Raw genomic sequence first — 23,098 nt, 5'->3', positions numbered from 1 at the left:
TATGCCGGCTGTGCAGCCAGTCCAGGCGGACCTCGCCGCGGGTGGGAGACGGGCGTTCCAGGATCATGTGCGCGTCCTCGATGCCGCGATCAGAGAATCCGGCAGGCTTCATCGAACGGCAGCCGCGGCGAACGCGGGAAGAGGCTGGCCGGATCGCCATGGCCGAGGTTGACCAGGATGTTGGACCGGATCGAGGTGCCGGCGAAGAACGCCGCGTCCACCTTGGCATTGTCGAACCCGGTCATCGGGCCGCAATCCAGCCCCAGCGCGCGCGCGGCCAGGATCAGGTAGGCGGTCTGCAGCGCGCTGCTGCGCATCGCCACCCAGGCCAGGTTGTCCGGCGCGCGGTGCTCGAACCAGGCCTTGGCGTCGGTGTGCGGGAACAGCACCGGCAGCTTGTCGAAGAAGCGCAGGTCGTAGCCGACGATGGCCACCACCGGCGCTGCCATGGTCTTCTTGTAATTGCCTTCCGACAGCGCCGGGCCGAGCTTGGCCTTGGCCTCCTCCGACTTCACGAACACGATCCGCGCCGGGGTGGTATTGGCCTCGGTCGGACCCAGCTTCATCAGGTCGTACAGCTTGCGCAGGGTCTCGTCCGACACCTCGCCGGTGAAGGCGTTGTAGGTGCGGGCGGTGCGGAACAGCTGGTCGAGGGCGACATCGTTCAGCGGCGAATGCATGGCGGGCTCCACGGATGAGGGTGGGGATGACGAGAAGGAGGATGAAACGGATGCCGCACAGTTTATAGTTCCACCAAAGCGCGCAATACCGCATGCACAGAACGTATCGACGGCCGATATGAAACAATCCGCCGCCCCGCCGGCCGCCTGCCTGGCCGTGCACGATGGCCGCGCCGGCAATGCGCGGCAAGCGTGGGCGCTGGCGCGCGCGCTGCAGCCACAGGCGGGCGAGTTGGTGCTGCAACCGCGCGCGCCCTGGCGCTGGTGGGCCCCGCGCCGGCTGCCGGGCGCCGCGTTCGGACTCGGCGCACCATTGCGAACGGCGCTGACGCAGCCGCCCGGGCTGGCGGTGGGCTGCGGGCGCCAGGCCGCGCTGGCCACCCGCCTGCTGCGACTGGCCGGCGCGCGCACGGTGCAGATCCTCGACCCGCGCCTGCCGGCGCGGCACTGGGATCTGCTGGTGGTGCCCGAACACGACCGCCTGCGCGGCGACCACGTCATCCCCTGCTGGGCAGCCTGCACCCGGTGGACGACGCCTGGCTGCGGCAGGCGCGGGCGGCCTTCCCCACCCTGGCCGCGCTGCCGGCACCGCATACCGTGCTGCTGGTGGGCGGGCCCAGCCGGCATGCGGCGCTGGACGACGCCGGGTTCCAGACCCTGCTGCGGCAGCTGGCCGCGCACGCGCGCGCCGAAGGCGGCAGCTTCAGCGCGATCGCCTCGCGGCGCACGCCGCCGGCCTGGCGCGCCGCGCTGGGCGCGGTGGACGCCGGCCTCCCCGGCCTGCGCTGGCGCGACACCGGCGACGGCGCCAATCCCTACGCCGGCCTGCTGGCGCACGCCGACCGCCTGGTGTGCACTCCGGATTCGGTGAACATGCTCAGCGAGGCGGCCGCCACGTGCGCACCGCTGTTCATCTGGCGACCCGAGCGCGTCCACGGCCGCGTGCGCCGCTTCCTCGCCGCGCTGCTGGAACGCGGCCGCGCGCGCGCGTTGGACGCAGCGCTGGACGCCTTCCCGGTCATCCCGCTGCGCGAGACCGCGTGGGTGGCGGCGCAGCTACGCCAGCGGCTCGGCCTGGCCTGAGCCATCCACCGCCGCGCCGTCCAGCAGCCCGACGCTGGCGGCGCGGATGGCATCGCGCGCCTGCTCGATCGCGGGCGTGCGCGGAGCGCGCCGCGGGCGGCGGTCGAGCGTGCAGCGCAGGCCCGCATCCAGCAGCGCCGCATGCGCCGCCTGCAGCGCCGCATGGGTGGTCGCGTCCAGCCCGCCGGCCGCGCGCGCCGCATCCAGCAGGCGCACGGTGGCGCGCGGCGCCAGCAGCCCGGGATGCGCATGCGCATCGCGCAGCACCAGAAACTGCAGCAGGAACTCCAGGTCCACCAGCCCACCTTCGCCCTGCTTGAGGTCGAACAGCGCCGCATCGCTGCGGTCCAGCTCGGCACGCATGCGCCGGCGCATCGCCGCCACGTCCGCGCGCAGCGCCGGCTCCGCGCGCGGACGCGCCAGCACCTGCGCCCGCAGCGCCTCGAAATCGGCGGCAAGCGCCGCATCCCCGGCGATCGCGCGCGCGCGCACCAGCGCCTGGTGCTCCCAGGTCCAGGCGCGCTGGCACTGGTAGTCGCGGAAGCTGGCGAGACTGGACACCAGCAGGCCCTTGGCCCCGTCCGGGCGCAGGCGTACGTCCACGTCGAACAGGCGCCCGGCGCTGGTGCGCACGCCCAGCAGCGCCACCAGCTTCTGCCCCAGGCGCGCGTACCAGCGCAGCGCATCCAGCGGTCGTGCGCCATCGGACGCGGCCTCCGCCGGCGCGTCGTACAGGAACACCAGGTCGAGGTCGGAGCCGAAGCCCAGCTCCCCGCCGCCCAGGGTGCCATAGCCGAGCACCGCAAAGCGCCCGCCGGGAATGCGGCCATGCGCCGCTTCCAGTTCATCGCAGGCCAGGCGCAGCACGCCGGCCACCACCGCATCGGCCAGATGCGCCAGCCGGCGCGCGCAGTCCTGGGCGTCGATGCGGCCGTCCAGCAGCGCCAGCGCGAAGCGGAAGCTGAGCGCCTGCCGCACCTCGTTGAGCGCATCCAGCGACGCCTCGGTATCGCCATCCCGCAGCACCGCGGCGCAGGCCGCCTGCATCGCCGCCGCGTCCGGCAGCGCGCCGCCCACGCGCACGTCCAGCAGTTCGTCCAGCAGCAGCGGATAGGCGGCCAGGCGCTCGCCCAGCAGGGCGCTGCGCGCCAGCGTGTCCACCAGCCGCGCCAGCGCCGCCGGCTGCTCGTCGAGCAGGGCCAGGTAGCTGGTGCGGCGCAGGATCGCCTGCAGCAGCGGCAGCACCCGCCGCATCACCGCCTCCGGCTGCGCGCTGGCGGCCGCCTGCGCCAGCAGTGCCGGCAGCACCCGGTCCAGCCGCGCGCGCGCGGCATCCGACAGATCGCGCACGCCGGGGCTGCGCGCGAAATCGCGCAGGCTGGCATGCAGTGCCGATGCCTGCGCGAAGCCGGCCGCCTCCAGCACCTCGGCGCGCGCATGCTCCGGCAGCGCCCGCCAGTAGGCCGCCAGGCCGTCGTTCTCCGTGCCGCCGCGCCGCCGGCGCGGGGCCAGCAGCGCGGCGAACTCCTCGCTCACCCGCGCGCGCTGCGCGGCAAGCGCCGCCTGCAGCGCCGCCCAATCCGGATAGCCCAGGCCGCCGGCGATCCGCGCCTGCGCCAGCGCATCCGTGGGCAGCGCATAGGCCTGGGCATCGCCCAGCATCTGCAGGCGGTTTTCCAGCCGGCGCAGGAAGCGGTAGGCCTGCGCCAGCGCCGATGCAGTTTCGGCCTGCACATGCCCGGCGGCGGCCAGCGCCTGCAGCGCGTCGAGCAGGCCGCGCCGGCACAGCGCCGGCTCGCGCCCGCCGCGGATCAGCTGCAGCGCCTGCACCAGGAATTCGATCTCGCGGATGCCGCCGGGGCCGCGTTTGATGTCGTCGGCCAGGTCCTGGCGCGCCACCTCGGCGGTGATCATCGCCTTCATCGCGCGCAGGCCTTCCAGCGCGCCGTAGTCGAGGTAGCGGCGATAGACGAACGGCCGCAACGCCTCCAGCAGGCGCGCGCCGGTATCGAGATCGCCCGCCACCGGGCGCGCCTTCTGCCAGGCGTAGCGTTCCCAGTCGCGGCCCTCGCGCTGGAAATAGGCTTCCATCGCGGCGAACGACAGCGCGATGCGGCCGGCGCTGCCGAACGGGCGCAGGCGCAGGTCCACGCGGTGGCAGAAGCCGTCGGCGGTCACCTCGTCCAGCAGCCTGGCCAGCTGCTGGCCCAGCCGCGCGAAATAGTCCTGCGCATGCAGGGCGCGCCCACCGTCGGACTCGCCCTCGTGCTCGTAGGCGTACACCAGGTCGATGTCGGAGCTGAAGTTCAGCTCGCGCCCGCCCAGCTTGCCCAGGCCGAACACCACCAGCCGCTGCGCCCGGCCGTCGGGTGCGCGCACCACCCCAAAACGCTGCGCGAACTGCGCCTCCAGCGCCTCCAGCGCCAGCCGCAGGCAGGTCTCGGCCAGCGCACTGCTGCCGGCCAGGATCTCCTCCACCGCCGCCTCGTCCACCACGTCGCGCCAGACCAGGCGCGCCGATTCCGCCTGGCGGTAGCGGCGCAGCAGGCGCGGCCACTCGCCGGGCGCGTCCGCCGGCAGCGGTGGGGGCGGCAGCGGGATGGCGGCATCCGCGCGCAGGCACGCGAGCAGCTCCGGCTGCCGCGCTAGCACGTCGATGGCGAACTCACTGGCCAGCGCCAGACGCGCCGCGTCCGCAGCATCCGCGACCGCCGCCTCACCGGCCACGTCGCGCAGACGCTGCAGGGCACGTCTCTGCAGATTGACCAGCGCCTGCGGAATGTCCTCGGTCATCTGCCGATTCTGGCATCCCCGCCGCGCCGGAATCCCCGGACCTGGGAGATGAACCAATAAAAAGCCCGCCTCGACCGAAGTCTCAGCGGGCCTGCTCCCTCCCCACGTCGGGACGCGCGGCAATCGTGAAGGATTCGTGAGTGGGTTTGCACGCTGCACTGCAAAATAGGACTTGTGGGTATAGCAATACCCTCGAAATCCTGCTAAGCACCCCGGCCGGCTCGCGGCGAGCAGCCCGGTCAATCCGGGCGCGGAGTGCGGCGCAGGTCGCGCAGGATCTCGCGCGCGGCGTTGCGCCCCGGCAGGCCGGTGACCCCGCCGCCCGGATGGCTGCCGGCGCCGCACAGATACAGCCCGCGGAACGCGCCGCGGTAGGCGCCCTGCCCCAGCAGCGGGCGCGCGCTGAACATCTGGTCCAGCCCCAGCGCGCCGTGGAAGATGTCGCCGCCGAGCAGCCCGAAGCGGCGCTCCAGATCCAGCGGCGAGAGCGCCTCATAACCCAGCACGCTGCGCGCGAAATTGGGCGCGTAGGCGTCGACGGTGTCGATCATCAGCTTCGCCACGGTGTCGCGGTGCGCATCCCAGCCGCCGTCCGCGTCGGTGATGGTCGGGTTTACGTGCTGGCAGAAGAGGCTGGCCACGTGCCGACCCGGCGGCGCAAGGGTGTCGTCCAGGGCGGAGGAAATCACCACTTCGACGATGGGTTTGCGCGCCCAGCCGGGGTTGTGCGCGCGCGACCTGGCGTCGAAATACGCCTGCTCGAAATACCACAGCGACGGCCCGACCAGGATGCCGCTCTGGTGGTGCGGCTGCAGCTGCGTGCCCGGCATCGCGGTGAAGTCCGGCAGCTCGGATAGCGCCACGTTCATGCGGAAGGTGCCCGAGCCGCAGCGATAGCGGCGGATGCGCTGGGCGGTGTCGTCGTCGGGCTGGCCTGCCTCGACCAGCTTCGTGTACAGCAGCTTCGGATTGAGGTTGCTGGCAACGGTCACCGCACGCAGTTCACGCCCGTCGGCCAGCACCACGCCGACCGCCTTGCCGCCCTCCACCCGCAGCCGCGCGACCTCGGCCCCGGTCTCGATGGCGACGCCGCGCGCCTCGCACTCCTTGCGCATGGCCTGGGTGATCGCGCCCATGCCACCGATTGCATGGCCCCAGACACCGGCCTTGCCATTGACCTCGCCGAACACGTGGTGCAACAGCACGTAGGCGCTGCCCGGCGTGTACGGACTGGCGAAATTGCCGACCACCGAATCCCAGCCCAGCACCGCCTTCAGCGGCGCGCTCTCAAACCAGTCGTCCAGCAGTTCGCCCGCCGACTTGGTGAACAGATCCAGCAGATCGCGCCGGCCGCGCATGTCCAGCTGCCGCAGCTGCCGCGCCACGGCGGCGGTGTTGAGCCAGTCGGCCAGGGCGAAACGATCGTTGCCGCTGGGTGGTGTGCGTTGCATCAGCACACGCAGAACCGCCACCACCCGGGCGAGCATGGCGTAGTAGGCGGGCAGCCGTTCGGCATCACGCCGCGACCAACGCGCCACCTCGGCGACCGTGTGCTCACCACCCAACCGGAACGCACGCCCATCCGGCAGCGGCAGAAAGTTGGCGAATGGCCGCTCGACCACGCGCAGACCATGCTCGGCCAGGCGCAGATCGCGGATCACCTTCGGGTTCAGCAGGCTGACGGTGTAGCTGGCCACCGAGTTGCGAAAGCCAGGATGAAACTCCTCGGTCACCGCCGCGCCGCCCACCACGTGGCGACGCTCCAGCACCCGCACCCGCAGTCCAGCGCCGGCGAGATACGCCGCACACACCAGGCCGTTGTGGCCTGCCCCCAGGATGAGCACGTCGTCGTGTGTATGGGTCATGCCCGGTATTCCCCCGCATGCAAAAGTTCGAACCCGCCCATCCTAGCGTCGGCCAGGATGGCCGACGACGAACGTAATCACATGATTTGTCTGATGCACGCCGAAGAAAGAAAGGCCCGCTCAACGCGGGCCTTTCTGTGTTGCGGTCGTGGTGCGACGGGATCAGAAGTCCATGTCACCCATGCCGGCACCCGGCGCAGCCTTCTCCTCCTTCTTCGGCAGATCGGCCACCATGGCTTCGGTGGTGATCATCAGGCCGGCGATGGAGGCGGCGTTCTGCAGGGCGGTGCGGGTCACCTTGGTCGGATCCAGGATGCCCATCTCCAGCATGTCACCGAACTGACCGGTCGCGGCGTTGTAGCCGAACGAACCGGTGCCTTCGGCGACGCGGCTCAGCACCACGCTGGGCTCCTCGCCAGCATTGGCGACGATCTCGCGCAGCGGGGCTTCCATGGCGCGCAGGGCGATCTGGATGCCGTGGTTCTGGTCTTCGTTGGCACCCTTGAGGTCCTTGATCGCGGCCTTGGCACGGATCAGGGCGACGCCACCACCCGGGACGATGCCCTCTTCCACCGCAGCGCGGGTGGCGTGCAGGGCGTCCTCGACGCGCGCCTTCTTTTCCTTCATCTCGACTTCGGTCGCAGCACCGACCTTGATGACGGCCACGCCACCGGCCAGCTTGGCCACGCGCTCCTGCAGCTTCTCGCGGTCGTAGTCGGAGGTGGTCTCCTCGATCTGCGCCTTGATCTGCTTGATGCGGGCCTCGATCGCCTTGCTGTCGCCAGCACCGTCGATGATGGTGGTGTTCTCCTTGGAGACCTGAACCTTCTTGGCGCGGCCCAGATCCTTCAGAGTGGCCTTCTCCAGGGTCAGGCCGACTTCTTCGGAGATCACGGTGCCACCGGTCAGGATGGCCATGTCTTCCAGCATCGCCTTGCGACGATCACCGAAGCCCGGCGCCTTCACGGCGCAGACCTTGACAATGCCGCGGATGGTGTTGACCACCAGCGTCGCCAGGGCTTCGCCTTCCACTTCCTCGGCCACGATCAGCAGCGGCTTGCCCGCCTTGGCCACGCCTTCCAGCACCGGCAGCAGGTCGCGGACGTTGGAGATCTTCTTGTCGTGCAGCAGGATGTAGGGGTCATCCAGTTCGCACTGCATCGACTGCTGGTTGTTGATGAAGTACGGCGACAGGTAGCCGCGGTCGAACTGCATACCCTCGACCACGTCCAGCTCGTTCTCCAGGCCCGAGCCGTCCTCGACGGTGATCACGCCTTCCTTGCCGACCTTGTCCATCGCCTGCGCGATCAGCTCGCCGATATTGGCGTCGCTGTTGGCAGAGATGGTGCCGACCTGGGCGATCTCCTTGCTGGTGGACGAGGGCTTGCTGATCTTCTTCAGCTCCTCGACCGCCGCGCTGACGGCTTTGTCGATGCCGCGCTTGAGGTCCATCGGGTTCATGCCGGCGGCCACCGCCTTCATGCCCTCGCGGATCAGCGCCTGCGCCAGCACGGTGGCGGTGGTGGTGCCGTCACCGGCGTTGTCGGAGGTCTTGGAGGCAACCTCCTTGACCATCTGCGCACCCATGTTCTCGAACGGATCAGCCAGCTCGATCTCCTTGGCGACGGAGACGCCGTCCTTGGTGATGGTGGGGGGCGCCGAAGCTCTTCTGCAGCACGACGTTACGGCCCTTCGGGCCGAGGGTGGCCTTGACGGCATTGGCGAGAATGTTCACGCCGCGCACCATGCGGATGCGGGCGTCTTCGCCGAAACGGATATCCTTGGCAGCCATTGCGATTACCTCAGTCAGTATTCAGTGGGATGTGGGTGGAAAGCGACGCGCGATCAGCCGAGGATCGCGAACAGGTCGTCTTCCTTGACCACCAGCAGCTCGACGCCGTCCAGCTTGACTTCGGTGCCGCTGTACTTGCCGAACAGCACCTTGTCGCCCACCTTGACCTGCGGCGCGCGCACCTGGCCGTTGTCCAGCACCTTGCCGGTGCCAACGGCAATGACTTCGCCCTTGATCGGCTTCTCGGTGGCGCTGTCGGGGATCACGATGCCACCCGCGGACAGCTTCTCTTCTTCCATGCGCTTGATGACCACGCGGTCGTACAGCGGCTTGATGTTGGACATGTGCAACCTCTGCAAATGGTTGATTGTGTGGAAAAAACCCGGCGATTTTAGCAGCCCGCCTTGGCGACTGCCAAAACGCGGGACGCAAACCGCCCCGACGCCGGGATGGCCGCAAGATGGGGCGCGCGCCGGGGCTTTCAAGGGGGAGTCGCGCAAATCCGGCGCATGGGCCGTAGGCTATGCGGATGTCGCTGCTGCTGTGCCTGACCACTTGCCCCGACCCCGACAGCGCCGGCCGTCTGGCCCGCGCACTGGTGGAAGAGCGCCTGGCCGCCTGCGTCAGCGTGCTGCCCGGGTTGCAGTCCACCTACCGCTGGCAGGGCGCGCTGGAGCAGACCAGCGAATGCCTGCTGCTGATCAAGACCGCCCACGCACGCTACCCGGCGCTGCAGGCGCGCCTGGTCGAATTGCACCCGTATGAACTGCCGGAGCTGGTGGCGGTCGAATCCAGTTCCGCGCTGCCGGCGTACCTGCAATGGGTGGCCGCCGCCACCGCGCCCCAGGAATGAGCCGATGACCGTCCTCTCCCCCGCCTGCGCCGCTGGCTGGCCACGCTCGCGCTCGCCGCGGGCCTGCCCGCCGCGATGCCCGCCCCTGCAGCCATCGTCGGCGAGCTGCCGCCGGTGGATTCCGTGTTCGTGCTCTCGGCCCAGGCCACCGCGCCGGACCGGATCGAGGTGCGCTGGAAGATCGCCGACGGCTATTACCTCTACCGCCACCGCACGTCGGTGCAGGCCCGCGCCGGGTTCACCGGCGCGGCGCTGGCGCTGCCGGACGGCGAGCGCCACCACGACGAGTTCTTCGGCGAGGTGGAAACCTACCGCCACCAGCTGGTCGGCGTACTCACCGGCACCCCGGCGCCCGGCGCGCAGGCGGTGGCGCTGACCGTCAAGTACCAGGGCTGCGCCGATGCCGGGGTGTGCTACCCGCCGCAGACCCGCACCCTGAGCGTGCTGCTGCCCGCCGCGACCACCGCCGCGCGTGTGGATACCGCGCCGCTGCTGGGCCGTGCCGGCCGCCGCAGCCTGCTCGCGCTGGACGGCGCGCCCGGCGCGCAGGAGGCCCCGCCGCTGCCGCCGGAGCAGGCGTTCACCAGCGAGGTGATCGCACTCGACGGCAACACCCTGCTGCTGCGCCTGACCCCGGCGCGCGGCTATTACCTCTACCGCGACAAGCTGTCGGTGCGGCTGGAGGGCGCACCCGGGCTGTCCACCGCGCTGCCGCCCCCGTCCCGCCTGCCGCCGTCCCGCGCGTTCCACGACGCGCATTTCGGCGACGTGGCGGTGTATTTCGACCAGGTCGAGATCCCGCTGCCGGTGGCGCGCACCCGCACCGCGGCGGCCACGGCCACCCTGGTGCTGGGCCTGCAGGGCTGCCAGACCGACGGCATCTGCTATCCGCCGATGACCCGCCGCCTGGCGGTGACGCTGCCGGCCGGCCAGCTGGCCGCTGCCGCGGAGAGCCCCGGCCCGGCCGCGGCGACCACTGCTCCACCCGTGGCCGCTGCCAACCCGCTGGCCGCCTCCACCGCCGCCACACCGCAAGTGGCCGCTACTGGCGGCAACGACGCATCCCCTGCCGCGCCGGCCCCAGCGCGTGAGACGCCCCCCCACCCGCGCCACGCCCGGCCTGTGGCTGGCCCTGCTGCTGGCGCTGGGCGGCGGGCTGATTCTGAACCTGATGCCCTGCGTGCTGCCGGTGCTCTCGCTCAAGGCGCTGGGGCTGGCCCAAAGCGGCGACAGCCGCGCGCGTGCGCGCCAGCACGCACTGGCCTATACCGCCGGGGTGCTGGTCTCGATGCTGGCGCTGGGCGCATTGGTGCTGGCCCTGCGCCGCGCCGGGCTGGCGCTGGGCTGGGGCTTCCAGCTGCAGCAGCCGCTGGTGGTGGCGGTGCTCGGGCTTTTGATCTTCGCCTTCGGGCTGAGCCTGTCCGGGCTGTGGCAGCTGGACATCCGCCTCGGCGCGCGCACCGGCGCCCTGCTGCGCCGCGACGGCATGGCCGGAGACTTTTTCACCGGGGTGCTGGCGGTGGTGCTGGCCACCCCCTGCACCGCGCCGTTCATGGGCGCCGCGCTGGCCTACGCCTTCACCGGCCCGCCGGCCGGCGGGCTGCTGGTGTTCCTGGCCCTGGGGCTGGGGCTGGCGCTGCCGTTCCTGCTGATCGGCCTGGTGCCGGCGCTGGCGCGCCGGCTGCCCAAACCGGGGCCCTGGATGGAGCGCTTCAAGCAGCTGCTGGCGTTCCCGCTGTATGCCACCGCCGCCTGGCTGCTGTTCGTGCTGGCCGCGCTGCGCGGGCCCGAAGCGGTCTGGCAGTTCCTGCTCGCGGCGATCGCCCTGGCGCTGGCGCTGTGGGCCGCCACCCAGGCCCGCCTGGGCGGCGCACGCGGCTGGCGCGTGCTGGCGCTGCTGGCCCTGCTGGCGATGGCCTGGCCGCTGGCCAGCGTGCAGCATCTGCCGCGCCCGCAGGCGGCCACTGCCGGCGTCACCCGCGACGGCCTGCCGCAGGTGGCCTGGTCGGAGCAGGCGCTGGCCGACCTGCGCCGCCAGCACCGGGTGGTGTTCGTGAACATGACCGCCGACTGGTGCGTGAGCTGCAAGGCCAATGAAAAGACCGTGTTCGAGCGCCCCGCCTTCCGCCGCTGAGCTGGCGCAAGCGAATGCCGTGTACATGGTCGGCGATTACACCGACGTGGACCCGGCCATCACCGCCTATCTGGAGCGCCATCGCGCGGTGGGCGTGCCGCTGTACGTGGTGTACCCGCGCAGCGGCGGCGAAGGCCGCATCCTGCCCACCCTGCTGACCCCGGGCATGGTGGAAGACGCCCTGCGCGAGGCCGCGCGCTGATGCCCTCGCATCGGGCGGTGGTGGCGGTGGCGCTGCTGGCCGGGCTGGCCGGGGTTGCGGCCAGCCTGCTGCTGGAACCTACGCTCGGTATCCGCCTGGCGTCCACCGCGTTCGGCCAGCGCGTACTGGAGGCCGCGTTGCAGGCGCGCGCACCGGCACCACCGGCCGGGCTGACCATCGCCCGCACCGGCGCGCCACTGCCGGCCATGACCCTGCGCGATGTGAATGACGCCGAGGTCGACGTGCCGCGCGCCTGGGCCGGGCGTCCCACCCTGGTCAACCTGTGGGCCACCTGGTGCGGCCCCTGCCTGAAGGAAATGCCCGATCTGCAGGCGTTCGCCCGCGTCCAGGGCCGCCATGGCGTGCGGGTGGTGGGGATCGCGCTGGACGAGGCCGCGGCCGTGCGCGCCTTCCTGCCGGCACACGGCATCACCTATCCGGTGCTGATCGATGCGCCTGGCCCGGCCGATGCCGGGGTGCGGCTGGGCAACCCGGCCGGGGTGCTGCCATTCTCGGCGCTGGTGTCGGCCGATGGGCGCCTGCTGAAAACCCGGATCGGCCCGTTCGCGGATGCCGCCGACATCGCCGCGTGGGCGGCGGATACGACGGCGCGGTGACGCGGTGATTTAGAGCCGAAACTCAAACATCCGCTTAAAATTCCACTATCCGGCAAAAGTTCGCCGAACTGGACAGCAACACCCGAATCGGGGGACACTGCGCGCCCATCGTTCGCCACCCTCGCCCTGCCTTCCGCCCATGGCCAAGCTGCTGCTCCTGCACGGCCCCAACCTCAACCTGCTCGGCACCCGCGAGCCGGAGGTGTACGGGCGCACCACGCTGGCCGAAATCGACGCCGCCCTCGCCGCGCGCGCGCAGACCGCCGGGCACGTGCTGGAGGCGCTGCAGTCGAACGCCGAGCACGTGCTGGTGGAGCGGGTGCAGGCCGCTCGCGACGACGGCACCGCCTTCATCCTGATCAACCCGGCCGCCTTCACCCACACCTCGATCGCCCTGCGCGACGCGCTGGCGGCGGTGGCCCTGCCCTTCATCGAAATCCACCTGTCCAACCCGCACGCCCGCGAGCCCTTCCGCCAGCACAGCTACTTCAGCGACCTGGCGGTCGGGGTGATCTGCGGCTTCGGCGCGGATTCCTACCGCTACGCGCTGGACGCCGCCCTCAGGCGGCTGCCGGCCTGACCCGCACACTCCCAAGGAGCGTCCCGATGGACCTGCGCAAGATCAAGAAACTGATCGACCTGCTGGAAGAGTCGAACCTGGCCGAAATCGAAATCAAGGAGGGCGAGGAGTCGGTGCGCCTGGCGCGGGTGCCGAAGGGCGCGCTGCCGGCCCCCGCCCCGGCCCCGGCGGTGCACCACGTGCCGGCGCCGGCCGCCGCACCGCCGATGCCGATGCAGTCGCCGACCGAATCCGCCACCGGCGGCAGCCACAAACCGCACGGCCACGGCCTGCCCGACGGCCACGTGGTGCGCGCGCCGATGGTCGGCACCTTCTACGCCAGCCCGGCCCCGGACAAGCCGGCGTTCGTCAGCGTCGGCCAGCAGGTCAAGGCCGGCGACACCCTCGGCATCATCGAGGCGATGAAGATGTTCAACCCGATCGAGGCCGACGTCTCCGGCACCGTGGTGGCGATCCAGTGCGAGAGCGGGCAGCCGGTCGAGTTCGACCAGCCGCTGTTCGTGATCGCCTGATCCTTCGACCCGCGCCGCCCCGGCGGCGCTTCGCTTAAGGACGAACGGGAATCTTCCATGCTGGATAAAGTCGTCATCGCCAACCGCGGCGAAATCGCGCTGCGCATCCTGCGCGCCTGCCACGCGCTCGGCATCCGCACCGTGGCCGTGCACTCCACCGCCGACCGCAACCTCAAGCACGTGGCCATGGCGGATGAGTCGGTCTGCATCGGTCCGGCGCCGTCGCCCGAGAGCTACCTCAACATGCCGGCGATCATCGCCGCCGCCGAGGTCACCGACGCCCAGGCCATCCACCCCGGCTACGGCTTCCTGTCGGAGAACGCGGATTTTGCCGAGCGGGTGGAGCAGAGCGGCTTCATCTTCATCGGCCCCAGGCCCGACACCATCCGCCTGATGGGCGACAAGGTGGAGGCGATCCGCGCCATGAAGGCCGCCGGCGTGCCCTGCGTGCCCGGCAGCGGCGGCCCGCTGGGCGACGATCCGGCCACCAACGTCAAGATCGCGCGCGAGATCGGCTATCCGGTGATCGTCAAGGCCGCCGGCGGCGGCGGCGGGCGCGGCATGCGCGTAGTGCATTCGGAGGCGGCGCTGGTGAACGCCATCGCCACCACCAAGGCCGAGGCCAAGGCCGCGTTCGGCAACGACATGGTGTACATGGAGAAGTTCCTGGAGAACCCGCGCCACGTGGAGATCCAGGTGCTGGCCGACGGCCAGGGCAACGCCATCCACCTCGGCGAGCGCGACTGCTCCATGCAGCGCCGCCACCAGAAGGTGGTGGAGGAAGCGCCGGCGCCGGGCATCACCCCGGAGCTGCGCGAGCAGATCGGCCAGGTCTGCGTGGAGGCGTGCATCCGCATCGGCTACCGCGGCGCCGGCACCTTCGAGTTCCTGTTCGAGAACGGCCGCTTCTACTTCATCGAGATGAATACCCGCATCCAGGTGGAGCACCCGGTGACCGAGCTGGTGACCGGCATCGACCTGGTGCGCGAGCAGCTGATGATCGCGGCCGGCCACAAGCTCTCGATCAAGCAGAGCGACGTGGTCCTGCGCGGGCACGCGATCGAGTGCCGGATCAACGCCGAGGACCCGGATACCTTCTTCCCCTGCCCGGGGCTGATCCAGCACTTCCACGCCCCGGGCGGCCCCGGCGTGCGGGTGGATTCGCACGTCTACGAGGGCTACCGCGTGCCGCCCAACTACGACTCGATGATCGGCAAGCTGATCGTGCACGGCGCCGACCGCGCCCAGGCGATCGCGCGCATGCGGGTGGCGCTGTCGGAGATGGTGATCGACGGGATCAAGACCAACATCCCGCTGCAGCAGCGGATCATGGCCGACGGCGGCTTCTGCCAGGGCGGCCAGAACATCCACTACCTGGAAAAACGCCTGGCCGAGCGCAAGGAAAAGGCGCTGTCGATCCTCTGACCCGCGCCCGGGCCCGCCGCCCCGTTCGAGGCGGGCCCGCCTCCCCGCCCGGCGTGAGCCCACCTCCCCGTTCGTGGTGAGCCCGTCGAACCACGGGCGGGCCCACGCGCCCCGTTCATCCGTCGACAGGCTCAGGACGAACGGGTGGAGAATTCCTCGCTCCCGCCTCCGGCAAACGGCCTATGCCGCCGCGCGGGCCGCCGGCCGCGCCGTTTTCCGCTTTCTCCGGATAGCGCCCCGCTCTCCGGAGATCCCCATGCACCGCCGCACCACCGCGCTGTTCGCGCTGTCCGCCACCTTGCTGGCGCTGCCTGCCGCCAGCCAGCAGGGCAAGACCCCGCCGGTCAACCTGTACATCGACGTGCTCACCCACGACATGGCCGGACTGCCGGACATGGGCGGCATGCTGGGCGGCCTGGGCGGCTTCATGGCGCGCCGCATGGGCGGCGCCGAGCAGATGCGCCCCACCTACCCGACCACCCGCAGCGGCGGCCTCACCGGGCAATACCTGGACATGGCGCTGCTCAACACGCTCAGGCCCGGTGTCGCGGTCGAGGACCAGATCCCGGCCGGACTGCAGCTCGGCAAGTCGCTGACCCTGGTGCCGTTCGAGCCCTCCACCCCCGGCAAAAGCGAAAGCGGCCCCGGCAAGGTGCCGGACGTGGAGGTCAGGATCAGCGAATACTGGGGCTGCGGCACCGGCATCCGCCCCGGCCAGCCCAAGGTGGCCACGTTCAAGGTCAAGGGCGGCGACAAACCGATCGACCCGAAGAACCCGATGGCCGGGATGCAGGGCATTGCGGTGGAGGCCAGCGGCAGCCTGTCGAAAGGGCTGTACGCGCCAGACCGCGACATCGACCTCAAGCCCGGCTATGTGTACTGGCCCAACCGCCAGTCCGGCAAGCAGGTGCCCAGCGGCGCGCGCCTGGCCGGCCAGCACCGCATCAGCGGCGACGGCATTCCGGCCTCGATGCAGTTCCAGGTGGAGCAGGCCGCCGACTTCATGCCGCGCCTTGCGCTGCGCACCCAGGGCGGGCTGGACCAGGCGATCGCGGCTCGAGTGGCCGTCGGTGGCGCGCGCACGCGCCTACTTCATCACTGCGATGCACATGCAGATGCTCAGCGAGCATTCGTTCGCGCTCACCGTGTGGAGCAGCGCCGACGTGCCCGGCGCCGGCAGCAACCTGCACACCTATCTCGGCGGCGGCACCCTCGACAAATGGCTCAAGCAGAAGGTCCTGCTGCCGGCCAGCACCACCGCCTGCAGCATCCCGCAGGGCATCTTCGCCGGCACTTCCCACCTGCAGGGGCAGCAGATGGCGATGCCGGCCATGCTGATGATGACCGCCTACGGCCCGGAGAGCTGGATCACCTATCCGCCGCGGCCGGCCGACCCCAAGCAGGCCTGGAATCCGGAGTGGAGCGTGCGCCTGCGCGCCCGCTCCACTGCGACCGCGATGCTCGGCCTGGACCTCGGCGGCATGCCGCGCATGGACGGCGGCGAGGACGGGCCACCGCCGCAGAAGAAGCCCTCGATGAAGGGCCTGCTGAAGGGCCTCCTCGGCGGCGACTGAGCGAACACCGCGAAGGCGGCGCTCAAGGCACATCCAGCCACCTCCTTCCGTGGTGCGCCCCGTTCATCCTTCGACAGGCTCAGGACGAACGGGTGGAAGATTTCCCGCTCATGGCGGGCCCATCCTCCCGCTGGCGGCGAGTCCCTCCCGTTCGTGGTGCGCCTGTCGAACCGCGGACGGGCCGGGTGGAACCTGCGAGAATGGTGCGCCCTCCGCGCGCCGTGCCCGCACATGCCCTATCTGCAACTCTCCACGCCCTGCAGCGAAGCCGAGTGCCCGCGGTTCGAACGCGCGCTGGAAGACGTGGGCGCGCTGGCCGTGACCCTGCAGGACGCCCACCTCGACCAGCCTGATGAACAGGCGATCTTCGAGCCGGGAGTGGGCGAGCTGCCGCTGTGGCAGCAGATGACCCTGACCGCGCTGTTCGACGCCGACACCGACGGCCTGCTCCTGCTGGCCGCGTTGGAGGCGTTCGACCCGGCGCTGGACTGGTCGCAGGCGCGCTTTATCCGGATCGAGGATCAAGTCTGGGAACGCGCCTGGCTGGACAGCTTCCAGCCGATGCGGTTCGGCGTGCGCACCTGGATCGTGCCGTGGAACCATCCGCTGCCGGCGGAGGCGGACGCGGCGGCGGCGATCGTGCGGCTGGACCCCGGGCTGGCGTTCGGCTCCGGCACCCATCCCACCACCGCGCTGTGCCTGCGCTGAGCTGGACGCGCTGGCGCAAGCCGGCGAACTGCAGGGCAGAACCGTGCTCGATTTCGGCTGCGGCAGCGGCATCCTCGCCCTGGCCGCACTGAAGCTGGGCGCCGCCCGCGCGACCGGGATCGACAACGATCCGCAGGCGCTCACCGCCACCGCCGACAACGCCGAGCGCAACGGCGTGACGATCGCCACCTTCCTGCCGCAGGACGCGCCCGCAGGATGCTATCCGGTGGTGGTCGCCAACATCCTGGCCGCGGCGCTGGATGCGCTGGCCGAAACCCTGGCCGCACGCACCGCGCCCGGCGGGCGGCTGGCGATGTCCGGCATCCTCGCCGGGCAGGAAGAGGCGCTGCTGGCGCGCTTCGCGCCGTGGTTCGACGCCCTGCAGGTGGCGCGCGAAGACGACTGGGTGCGGCTGGACGGCATCCGCAACCAGGCCGCGGTGGCCGCATGAGCCGCGCACACGACACCCCCGGCTTCCTGGCCGGCGCGCGGCCAGCGCCGCTGCGCAGGCGCGGTGAATGGTGGGCGCTGGCCACGCTGGCGCTGCTGCTCGGCGGCCAGCTGCTGTGGCTGAAATGGGACGCACTGGCGGCCAGCCCACGCCTGCGGCCGCTGCTGGAAGCCGGCTGCGGCCTGCTGCGCTGCCCGCTGCCGGCGTGGCGCGAGCCGGGCGCGTTCAGCATGCTTTCGCGCGACGTGATCGCCCCGCCCGATCGCCCCGGCGTGCTGCGCGTGCAGGCCAGTTTTCGCAACGACGCGCGCTGGGCGCAGCCATGGCCGGCGCTGGTGCTCACGCTCGCCGATGCCAACGGGCGCACCCTGGGCAGCCGCCGCTTCCTGCCGCGCGAGTACCTCGGCCCCGGGCCGCACCCGGCCCTGCTGCAGCCCGGCCAGGCCAGCCAGATCGCGTTCGACCTGGTGGAGCCGGCACCCAACGCGGTCGCCTTCGACTTCCGCTTCGAATGACCGCCGGCGCCGCGCCTGCGCTATAGTCACCGCCCGCGTCGCACCGTCCGGGTGCCGGCGCGCCGCTCACCGGGATCCCGCTTGAACGCATCCAGCCATCGCCAGGACACCGGCCGCACGCCGCTGCGCGAGCACGTGGCCCACTCGGTGCGCCGCTACCTGCAGGACCTGGACGGCTGCGACACCGACGACCTCTACAACACCGCGCTGCGCGAGCTGGAAATCCCGCTGTTCACCGAAGTGCTGCGCCACTGCGACGGCAACCAGAGCCGCGCCGCGGCGATGCTGGGCATCCACCGCGCCACCTTGCGCAAGAAGCTGCGCGAGTACGGGCTGGCCTGAGCCGCCCACCCGGCCGGCCCGGTGCCAGCCCGTATAATGCCGGGCTTCCCCATCGCATCACCCCCTGCATGTCTGCCGATGCCTTTCCCGGCGCGCCGGTGACCGTTCGCCGCGCCCTGCTGTCCGTTTCCGACAAGACCGGCCTGCTCGACCTCGCCCGCGCCCTGGCGGCGCGCGGGGTGGCGCTGGTCTCCACCGGCGGCACCGCGCGCGCTGCGCGAGGCGGGCCTGACGGTGCAGGACGTGAGCGAGATCACCGGCTTCCCCGAGATGATGGACGGCCGGGTCAAGACCCTGCACCCGGTGGTGCACGGCGGCCTGCTCGGCCGCGCCGGGGTGGACGAGGCGGTGATGGCAGAGCACGGCATCGACGCCATCGACCTGCTGGTGCTGAACCTGTATCCGTTCGAGGCGGTGACCGCGCGCGCGGACTGCACGCTGGCGGAGGCGGTGGAGAACATCGACATCGGCGGCCCGGCGATGCTGCGCAGCGCGGCCAAGAACTTCGCGCGCGTCGCGGTGGTGACCGACCCGGCGCAGTACGCAGACCTGCTGACCGAGCTCGATGCCAACGCCGGGGCGATCTCTGCGCAGACCCGCTTCGCGCTGGCGGTGGCGGCGTTCAACCGCGTCGCGCAATACGACGCCGCGATCAGCAACTACCTCTCTGCGATCACCGACGCCTCCGTCTCGGTCCCGGTGCGCGCGATGTTCCCGGCACAGGCGAACGGCACCTTCGTCAAGGTGATGGACCTGCGCTACGGCGAGAACCCGCACCAGCAGGCGGCGTTCTACCGCGACCTATGGCCCGCGCCCGGCTCGCTGGCGACGCTGGAACAGCTGCAGGGCAAGGAGCTCAGCTACAACAACATCGCCGACAGCGATGCCGCGTGGGAATGCGTGCGCCAGTTCGACGCGCCGGCCTGCGTGATCGTCAAGCATGCCAATCCCTGCGGCGTGGCCGTTGGCAATGGCTGCTTTGATGCCTACGAGCGCGCCTATGCCACCGACCCCACCAGCGCGTTCGGCGGCATTCTCGCCTTCAACACCCCGTTGGACGGTGTCACCTGCAAGACCATCCTCGACCGCCAGTTCGTCGAAGTGCTGATCGCGCCCGACTACGACGCCGAAGCGCTGGCCTACGCGAAAAAGAAGGCCAACGTGCGCGTGCTGAGGATCGCGCTGGCGCCGCCGTCGCCGGGCTTCATCGACAGCAAGCGCGTCAATTCCGGGCTGCTGATGCAGACCTGCGACGACCGCGTGGTGACGCGCGACGCGCTGAAGGTGGTGACGAAGCGGGCGCCGACCGAAACGCAGTTCGCCGACCTGCTGTTCGCGTGGAAGGTCGCCAAGTTCGTGAAGTCCAACGCCATCGTATATGCCAGGGACCAGCGCACCATTGGCGTCGGCGCCGGGCAGATGAGCCGGGTGTATTCGGCACGCATCGCCGGCATCAAGGCGCAGGACGCGGGGCTGGCGGTGCCGGGCTCGGTGATGGCCAGCGATGCGTTCTTCCCGTTCCGCGACGGCATCGACGCCGCCGCCGAGGCCGGCATCGCGGCGGTGATCCAGCCGGGCGGCTCGCTGCGCGACGCCGAGGTGATCGCCGCGGCGGACGAACACGGGATCGCGATGGTGTTCACCGGCGTGCGCCACTTCCGGCATTGATACCGGCTGCGCCGGCATCAATCCCGAAGTTTGCCGCGCAAACTTCGGGCCCCGCCCGCGCGGCCACACCCCCATTCGCGCCTCTGGCGCGAATCGCCCCTGACTCAGGGGGCTGGATTCCTCCAGACAATCGGCAGGTGATGCAGCATGAAAATCCTCGTCATCGGTTCCGGCGGCCGCGAGCACGCCCTGGCCTGGAAGCTGGCGCAGTCGCCGCGGGTGTCCGAGGTGATCGTCGCGCCCGGCAATGCCGGCACCGCGCGCGAGTCCAAGTGCCGCAACGCGGCGGTGAAGGCCAGCGACCTCGACGGCCTGCTGGCGCTGGCACGGCGCAAGGGCATCGCGCTGACCGTGGTCGGCCCCGAGCAGCCGCTGGTGGCGGGCGTGGTGGACCGCTTCCGCGCCGCCGGCCTGCGTATCTTCGGGCCCACCGCCGCCGCCGCGCAGCTGGAAGGCAGCAAGGCCTTCGCCAAGGATTTCCTGGCGCGCCACGGCATTCCCACCGCGTTCTACGAAGTGCATCACGACGTCGACGCGGCGCTGGCCTATGTCCGGCAGAAGGGCGCACCGATCGTGGTCAAGGCCGACGGCCTGGCCGCGGGCAAGGGCGTGACCGTGGCGATGACGGCTCCGAGGAGGCCGAGGCCGCAGTGCGCGACATGCTCAGCGGCAATGCCTTCGGCGAGGCCGGCGCACGGGTGGTGATCGAGGAGTTCCTCGAAGGCGAGGAAGCCAGCTTCATCTGCATGGTGGACGGCCGCCACGCGCTGCCGATGGCCACCAGCCAGGACCACAAGCGCGTGGGCGATGGCGACACCGGCCCCAACACCGGCGGCATGGGCGCCTATTCGCCGGCGCCGGTGGTCACTCCCGAAGTACACGCCCGCATCCTGCGCGAGGTGATCGAGCCCACCGTGCGCGGCATGGCCGCCGACGGCACCCCGTTCACCGGCTTTCTCTACGCCGGATTAATGATCGACGGCGGCGGCGCGCCCAAGGTGATCGAGTTCAACGTGCGCTTCGGCGACCCCGAGACCCAGCCGGTGCTGCTGCGCCTGCAGTCAGACCTGGTCGAACTGGTCGAGGCCGCGCTGGACGGCCGCCTCGATACGGCACAGGCGCAGTGGGATGCGCGCGCCGCGCTGGGCGTGGTGATGGCCAGCCGCCCATATCCCGGCACGCCGGTGACCGGCGAGGTGATCCAGGGACTGGACGCGGTGCCCGGCGACATCAAGGTGTTCCATGCCGGCACCACGCTGGACGCCGACGGCCGCATCCTCACCGCGGGCGGGCGCGTGCTATGCGTCACCGCACTGGGCGAGCACGCGGCCGCGGCCCAGCAGCGCGCCTATGCGGGCGTCGCGGCGATTACCTGGCCGCATGCGTTCCACCGCCGCGACATCGGCCATCGCGCGCTCGACCGCGCCTGAGACCGGCAGCACGCAGCGTTCCCGCCGGAACTGGGCTCCAGACCGCCTCGCCCCTCAACTCCGGGGGTTTTCCGCGCCCTCAACCGCGGTAACCATGACCTCCAGGCCGATGTCACCGGCTGCAACGGTCATGGGCGCCTCAAGGCTCCACTCAAGGTGCTGTCGACCTTGCCGGCGGCGGTCTCCACCCGTGCCGTGACATCCACGACTCCGCCCTCCGCAGAATCTACCTGGATCGTCAGCCGATAGCCCTTATCGCCAGCGACGACAACCGACGCAGGCGCGCCGGCTTTGACGACCAGCGTGGGCGTTGCCACGGTCGCTCCGCGCTCGTTGATTCTGGCCGACACCTGATACGTGTTGCCGGCGATCGCATTGCCAGCGCCCAGTGAAGCGATGATCGAGAAGGACGCGACGAGGGATTTCAACGCGCGCATGGGGTGCTCCTTGGTGACCGACACATCAGCCTAGCTCAACTTCACTAAGTGCAACACCCCAACCCCGCCGGCGGGGAGGCTGCGAAGATTCAGGGGCGGCGGGGCGCGGGCGGCAGCGCATCCAGCGCGCGCAGGATTTCATCGGCCAGCAGCGGCTGCGCCTGCGCCGTGGGGTGCAGGTTGTCGGCCTGGAACCAGCGCCGCTCGATGCCCAGCGGGGCGAGGAAATGCGGCACCAGCCCGGTGTGCAGGCGCTGGTCTGATCAGCACGTAGCTGCGCTGGAACTCGCGCGCATAGGGGCCGAAATTGGGCGGCAGCTGCAGCCCGACCAGCAGGACGCGCGCGCCGGCGGCGCGGCTGCGCCCGATCATCCCGCCGAGGTTGGCGCCCATCTGCTCCAGCGGCAGCCCGCGCAGGCCGTCGTTGGCGCCGAGCTCGATGATCACGATGTCGGGCCGGGTGCGCGCCAGCTCGGCGTCGATCCGGCTGCGCCCGCCGGCCGTCGTCTCTCCGGACACGCTGGCATTGCGGAAGGTGTAACGATCCGACTTCGCGTCCGCCAGCGCCACCCAGCCCTGCTCCGGGCGCAGGCCGTAGGCCGCCGAAAGGGAATCGCCCATGACCAGTACGACCTGCTCACGCGCCTGCGCGGCGAATGCGGCTAGCATCGCCAGCATGGCCAGCATTCCCGATCCCCACGCCCGTCGCACCGACGCCATCGCTTCGTCTCCCCGCCTGGATGCCGGCAACGCTAGCACGCCCGGCCGCGGCCGCCTGCGTGCGCGCGACGTCGGCAAGACGGTGGCGCTGCCGGACGGCGCGCTCACCATCCTCGACGGCATCCATCTCGACATCGCCCCCGGCGAGCGGGTGGCCATCGTCGGCGCGTCCGGCTCCGGCAAGACCACCCTGCTGTCGCTGCTGGCCGGGCTGGACCTGCCCAGCCGCGGCGAGGTGTGAGCTGGACGGCGCGCCGATCCACGCCAGCGACGAGGACACCCGCGCCGCCCTGCGCGCGCGCGCGGTCGGCTTCGTGTTCCAGAACTTCCAGCTGATGCCGGCGATGAGCGCGCTCGACAACGTGGCGCTGCCGCTGGAACTGCGCGGCGAATCCGGCACCGAAGCGGCGCGCGCGCTGTTGCAGCAGGTCGGTCTCGGCCAGCGCCTGCACCACCTGCCGCGCCAGCTCTCCGGCGGCGAGCAGCAGCGCGTGGCCATCGCCCGCGCGTTCGCCACCCGGCCACGGATCCTGTTCGCCGACGAACCCACCGGCAACCTCGACCGCAAGACCGGGCAGGCGATCGAGGACCTGCTGTTCGGGATGGACGATGCGCGCGCCACCACGGTGGTGGTGGTGACCCACGACGAACGCCTGGCCGCGCGCTGCGACCGCCAGCTGCGGCTGGATGCCGGGCGGCTGCTGCCGTGAGGCGGCT

General features: G+C 71.0%; 17 protein-coding genes and 7 pseudogenes. 16 read left to right on the top strand and 8 right to left on the bottom strand.

What is annotated here, in order from left to right; genetic code table 11:
* Nucleotides 1-89: 89 nt before the first annotated feature.
* The gene (locus LJB71_RS03230) at nucleotides 90-680 is read right to left on the bottom strand and encodes a malonic semialdehyde reductase (RefSeq protein WP_259303060.1); all 591 of its coding nucleotides are present in this window, start codon (nucleotides 678-680) and stop codon (nucleotides 90-92) included.
* Between the two features lie 118 nt (nucleotides 681-798).
* Between LJB71_RS03230 and LJB71_RS03225 the strand changes: the two are divergent.
* Nucleotides 799-1,763: pseudogene (locus LJB71_RS03225) on the top strand (mitochondrial fission ELM1 family protein).
* On the opposite strand, the gene glnE reads toward LJB71_RS03225, so the two are convergent.
* From glnE to groES, 4 genes and pseudogenes are all read right to left on the bottom strand, one after another.
* Nucleotides 1,737-4,556, bottom strand: a complete 2,820-nt coding sequence (glnE, locus tag LJB71_RS03220) for a bifunctional [glutamate--ammonia ligase]-adenylyl-L-tyrosine phosphorylase/[glutamate--ammonia-ligase] adenylyltransferase (RefSeq protein ID WP_259303059.1) — start codon at nucleotides 4,554-4,556, stop codon at nucleotides 1,737-1,739. The pseudogene LJB71_RS03225 and the gene glnE sit on opposite strands and share 27 nt — an antisense overlap.
* A gap of 239 nt (nucleotides 4,557-4,795) precedes the next feature.
* A complete protein-coding gene (locus LJB71_RS03215; RefSeq protein WP_259303058.1) occupies nucleotides 4,796-6,421 on the bottom strand; it encodes an NAD(P)/FAD-dependent oxidoreductase in 1,626 nt (541 codons plus the stop codon).
* Between the two features lie 162 nt (nucleotides 6,422-6,583).
* Nucleotides 6,584-8,213 (bottom strand): annotated as a pseudogene (gene groL, locus LJB71_RS03210) (chaperonin GroEL).
* 53 nt (nucleotides 8,214-8,266) lie between these two features.
* The gene (groES, locus tag LJB71_RS03205; RefSeq protein ID WP_114960636.1) at nucleotides 8,267-8,557 is read right to left on the bottom strand and encodes a co-chaperone GroES; all 291 of its coding nucleotides are present in this window, start codon (nucleotides 8,555-8,557) and stop codon (nucleotides 8,267-8,269) included.
* 185 nt (nucleotides 8,558-8,742) lie between these two features.
* Between groES and cutA the strand changes: the two genes are divergently transcribed.
* The 8 genes and pseudogenes from cutA to accC all read left to right on the top strand — a co-directional run bounded on the left by cutA (nucleotide 8,743) and on the right by accC (nucleotide 14,536).
* Entirely contained in the window at nucleotides 8,743-9,066 is a 324-nt protein-coding gene (gene cutA, locus LJB71_RS03200; RefSeq protein WP_259303057.1) for a divalent-cation tolerance protein CutA, read from the top strand.
* A 75-nt stretch (nucleotides 9,067-9,141) separates the two neighbouring features.
* A pseudogene (locus LJB71_RS03195) lies at nucleotides 9,142-9,921 on the top strand (protein-disulfide reductase DsbD N-terminal domain-containing protein); the annotation flags it as partial.
* A gap of 232 nt (nucleotides 9,922-10,153) precedes the next feature.
* Nucleotides 10,154-11,200 (top strand): cytochrome c biogenesis protein CcdA, encoded by a 1,047-nt coding sequence (locus tag LJB71_RS03190; RefSeq protein WP_259303056.1) that lies wholly within the window; start codon nucleotides 10,154-10,156, stop codon nucleotides 11,198-11,200.
* A 25-nt stretch (nucleotides 11,201-11,225) separates the two neighbouring features.
* The gene (locus LJB71_RS03185) at nucleotides 11,226-11,402 is read left to right on the top strand and encodes a hypothetical protein (protein WP_259303055.1); all 177 of its coding nucleotides are present in this window, start codon (nucleotides 11,226-11,228) and stop codon (nucleotides 11,400-11,402) included.
* Entirely contained in the window at nucleotides 11,402-12,019 is a 618-nt protein-coding gene (locus tag LJB71_RS03180) for a TlpA disulfide reductase family protein (protein ID WP_259303054.1), read from the top strand. Before LJB71_RS03185 ends, LJB71_RS03180 begins: the two co-directional genes overlap by 1 nt.
* A gap of 139 nt (nucleotides 12,020-12,158) precedes the next feature.
* Nucleotides 12,159-12,599, top strand: a complete 441-nt coding sequence (aroQ, locus tag LJB71_RS03175) for a type II 3-dehydroquinate dehydratase (RefSeq protein ID WP_259303053.1) — start codon at nucleotides 12,159-12,161, stop codon at nucleotides 12,597-12,599.
* Between the two features lie 26 nt (nucleotides 12,600-12,625).
* Nucleotides 12,626-13,111, top strand: a complete 486-nt coding sequence (accB, locus tag LJB71_RS03170; protein WP_259303052.1) for an acetyl-CoA carboxylase biotin carboxyl carrier protein — start codon at nucleotides 12,626-12,628, stop codon at nucleotides 13,109-13,111.
* Between the two features lie 57 nt (nucleotides 13,112-13,168).
* Complete coding sequence (gene accC, locus LJB71_RS03165) at nucleotides 13,169-14,536, top strand: acetyl-CoA carboxylase biotin carboxylase subunit (RefSeq protein WP_259303051.1); 1,368 nt, start codon at nucleotides 13,169-13,171, stop codon at nucleotides 14,534-14,536.
* 115 nt (nucleotides 14,537-14,651) lie between these two features.
* On the opposite strand, the gene LJB71_RS03160 is transcribed toward accC, so the two are convergent.
* Entirely contained in the window at nucleotides 14,652-15,476 is an 825-nt protein-coding gene (locus LJB71_RS03160) for a hypothetical protein (RefSeq protein WP_259303050.1), read from the bottom strand.
* A gap of 169 nt (nucleotides 15,477-15,645) precedes the next feature.
* Here LJB71_RS03160 and LJB71_RS03155 point away from each other — a divergent pair, with 169 nt between their 5' ends.
* The 6 genes and pseudogenes from LJB71_RS03155 (at nucleotide 15,646) to purD (ending at nucleotide 21,224) form a co-directional block, all read left to right on the top strand.
* A complete protein-coding gene (locus LJB71_RS03155; RefSeq protein WP_259303049.1) occupies nucleotides 15,646-16,110 on the top strand; it encodes a hypothetical protein in 465 nt (154 codons plus the stop codon).
* A 231-nt stretch (nucleotides 16,111-16,341) separates the two neighbouring features.
* Nucleotides 16,342-17,269 (top strand): annotated as a pseudogene (gene prmA / locus LJB71_RS03150) (50S ribosomal protein L11 methyltransferase).
* Entirely contained in the window at nucleotides 17,266-17,784 is a 519-nt protein-coding gene (locus LJB71_RS03145; RefSeq protein ID WP_259303048.1) for a DUF3426 domain-containing protein, read from the top strand. Before prmA ends, LJB71_RS03145 begins: the two are co-directional and overlap by 4 nt.
* An 81-nt stretch (nucleotides 17,785-17,865) precedes the next feature.
* Nucleotides 17,866-18,126 carry a DNA-binding transcriptional regulator Fis gene (gene fis, locus LJB71_RS03140; protein WP_259303047.1) on the top strand — a complete coding sequence of 87 codons (261 nt, stop codon included), beginning with the start codon at nucleotides 17,866-17,868 and terminating at the stop codon, nucleotides 18,124-18,126.
* Between the two features lie 68 nt (nucleotides 18,127-18,194).
* Nucleotides 18,195-19,794: pseudogene (gene purH / locus LJB71_RS03135) on the top strand (bifunctional phosphoribosylaminoimidazolecarboxamide formyltransferase/IMP cyclohydrolase).
* A gap of 147 nt (nucleotides 19,795-19,941) precedes the next feature.
* Nucleotides 19,942-21,224, top strand: a pseudogene (gene purD / locus LJB71_RS03130) (phosphoribosylamine--glycine ligase).
* A gap of 128 nt (nucleotides 21,225-21,352) precedes the next feature.
* Here purD and LJB71_RS03125 read toward each other — a convergent pair.
* Both LJB71_RS03125 and LJB71_RS03120 read right to left on the bottom strand, forming a co-directional pair.
* Nucleotides 21,353-21,661, bottom strand: a complete 309-nt coding sequence (locus tag LJB71_RS03125; protein ID WP_259303046.1) for a hypothetical protein — start codon at nucleotides 21,659-21,661, stop codon at nucleotides 21,353-21,355.
* A gap of 138 nt (nucleotides 21,662-21,799) precedes the next feature.
* Nucleotides 21,800-22,339 carry a GDSL-type esterase/lipase family protein gene (locus LJB71_RS03120; protein ID WP_259303045.1) on the bottom strand — a complete coding sequence of 180 codons (540 nt, stop codon included), beginning with the start codon at nucleotides 22,337-22,339 and terminating at the stop codon, nucleotides 21,800-21,802.
* 124 nt (nucleotides 22,340-22,463) lie between these two features.
* Here LJB71_RS03120 and LJB71_RS03115 point away from each other — a divergent pair.
* A pseudogene (locus LJB71_RS03115) lies at nucleotides 22,464-23,091 on the top strand (ATP-binding cassette domain-containing protein).
* The last annotated feature ends 7 nt before the right edge of the window (nucleotides 23,092-23,098 follow it).

Origin of the sequence: Thermomonas sp. S9 (assembly GCF_024704365.1) — a bacterium.
GTDB lineage: Bacteria > Pseudomonadota > Gammaproteobacteria > Xanthomonadales > Xanthomonadaceae > Thermomonas.
The sequence above is the reverse complement of the archived record's forward strand: the minus strand, read 5'-3'. Positions and strand labels throughout refer to the sequence as shown.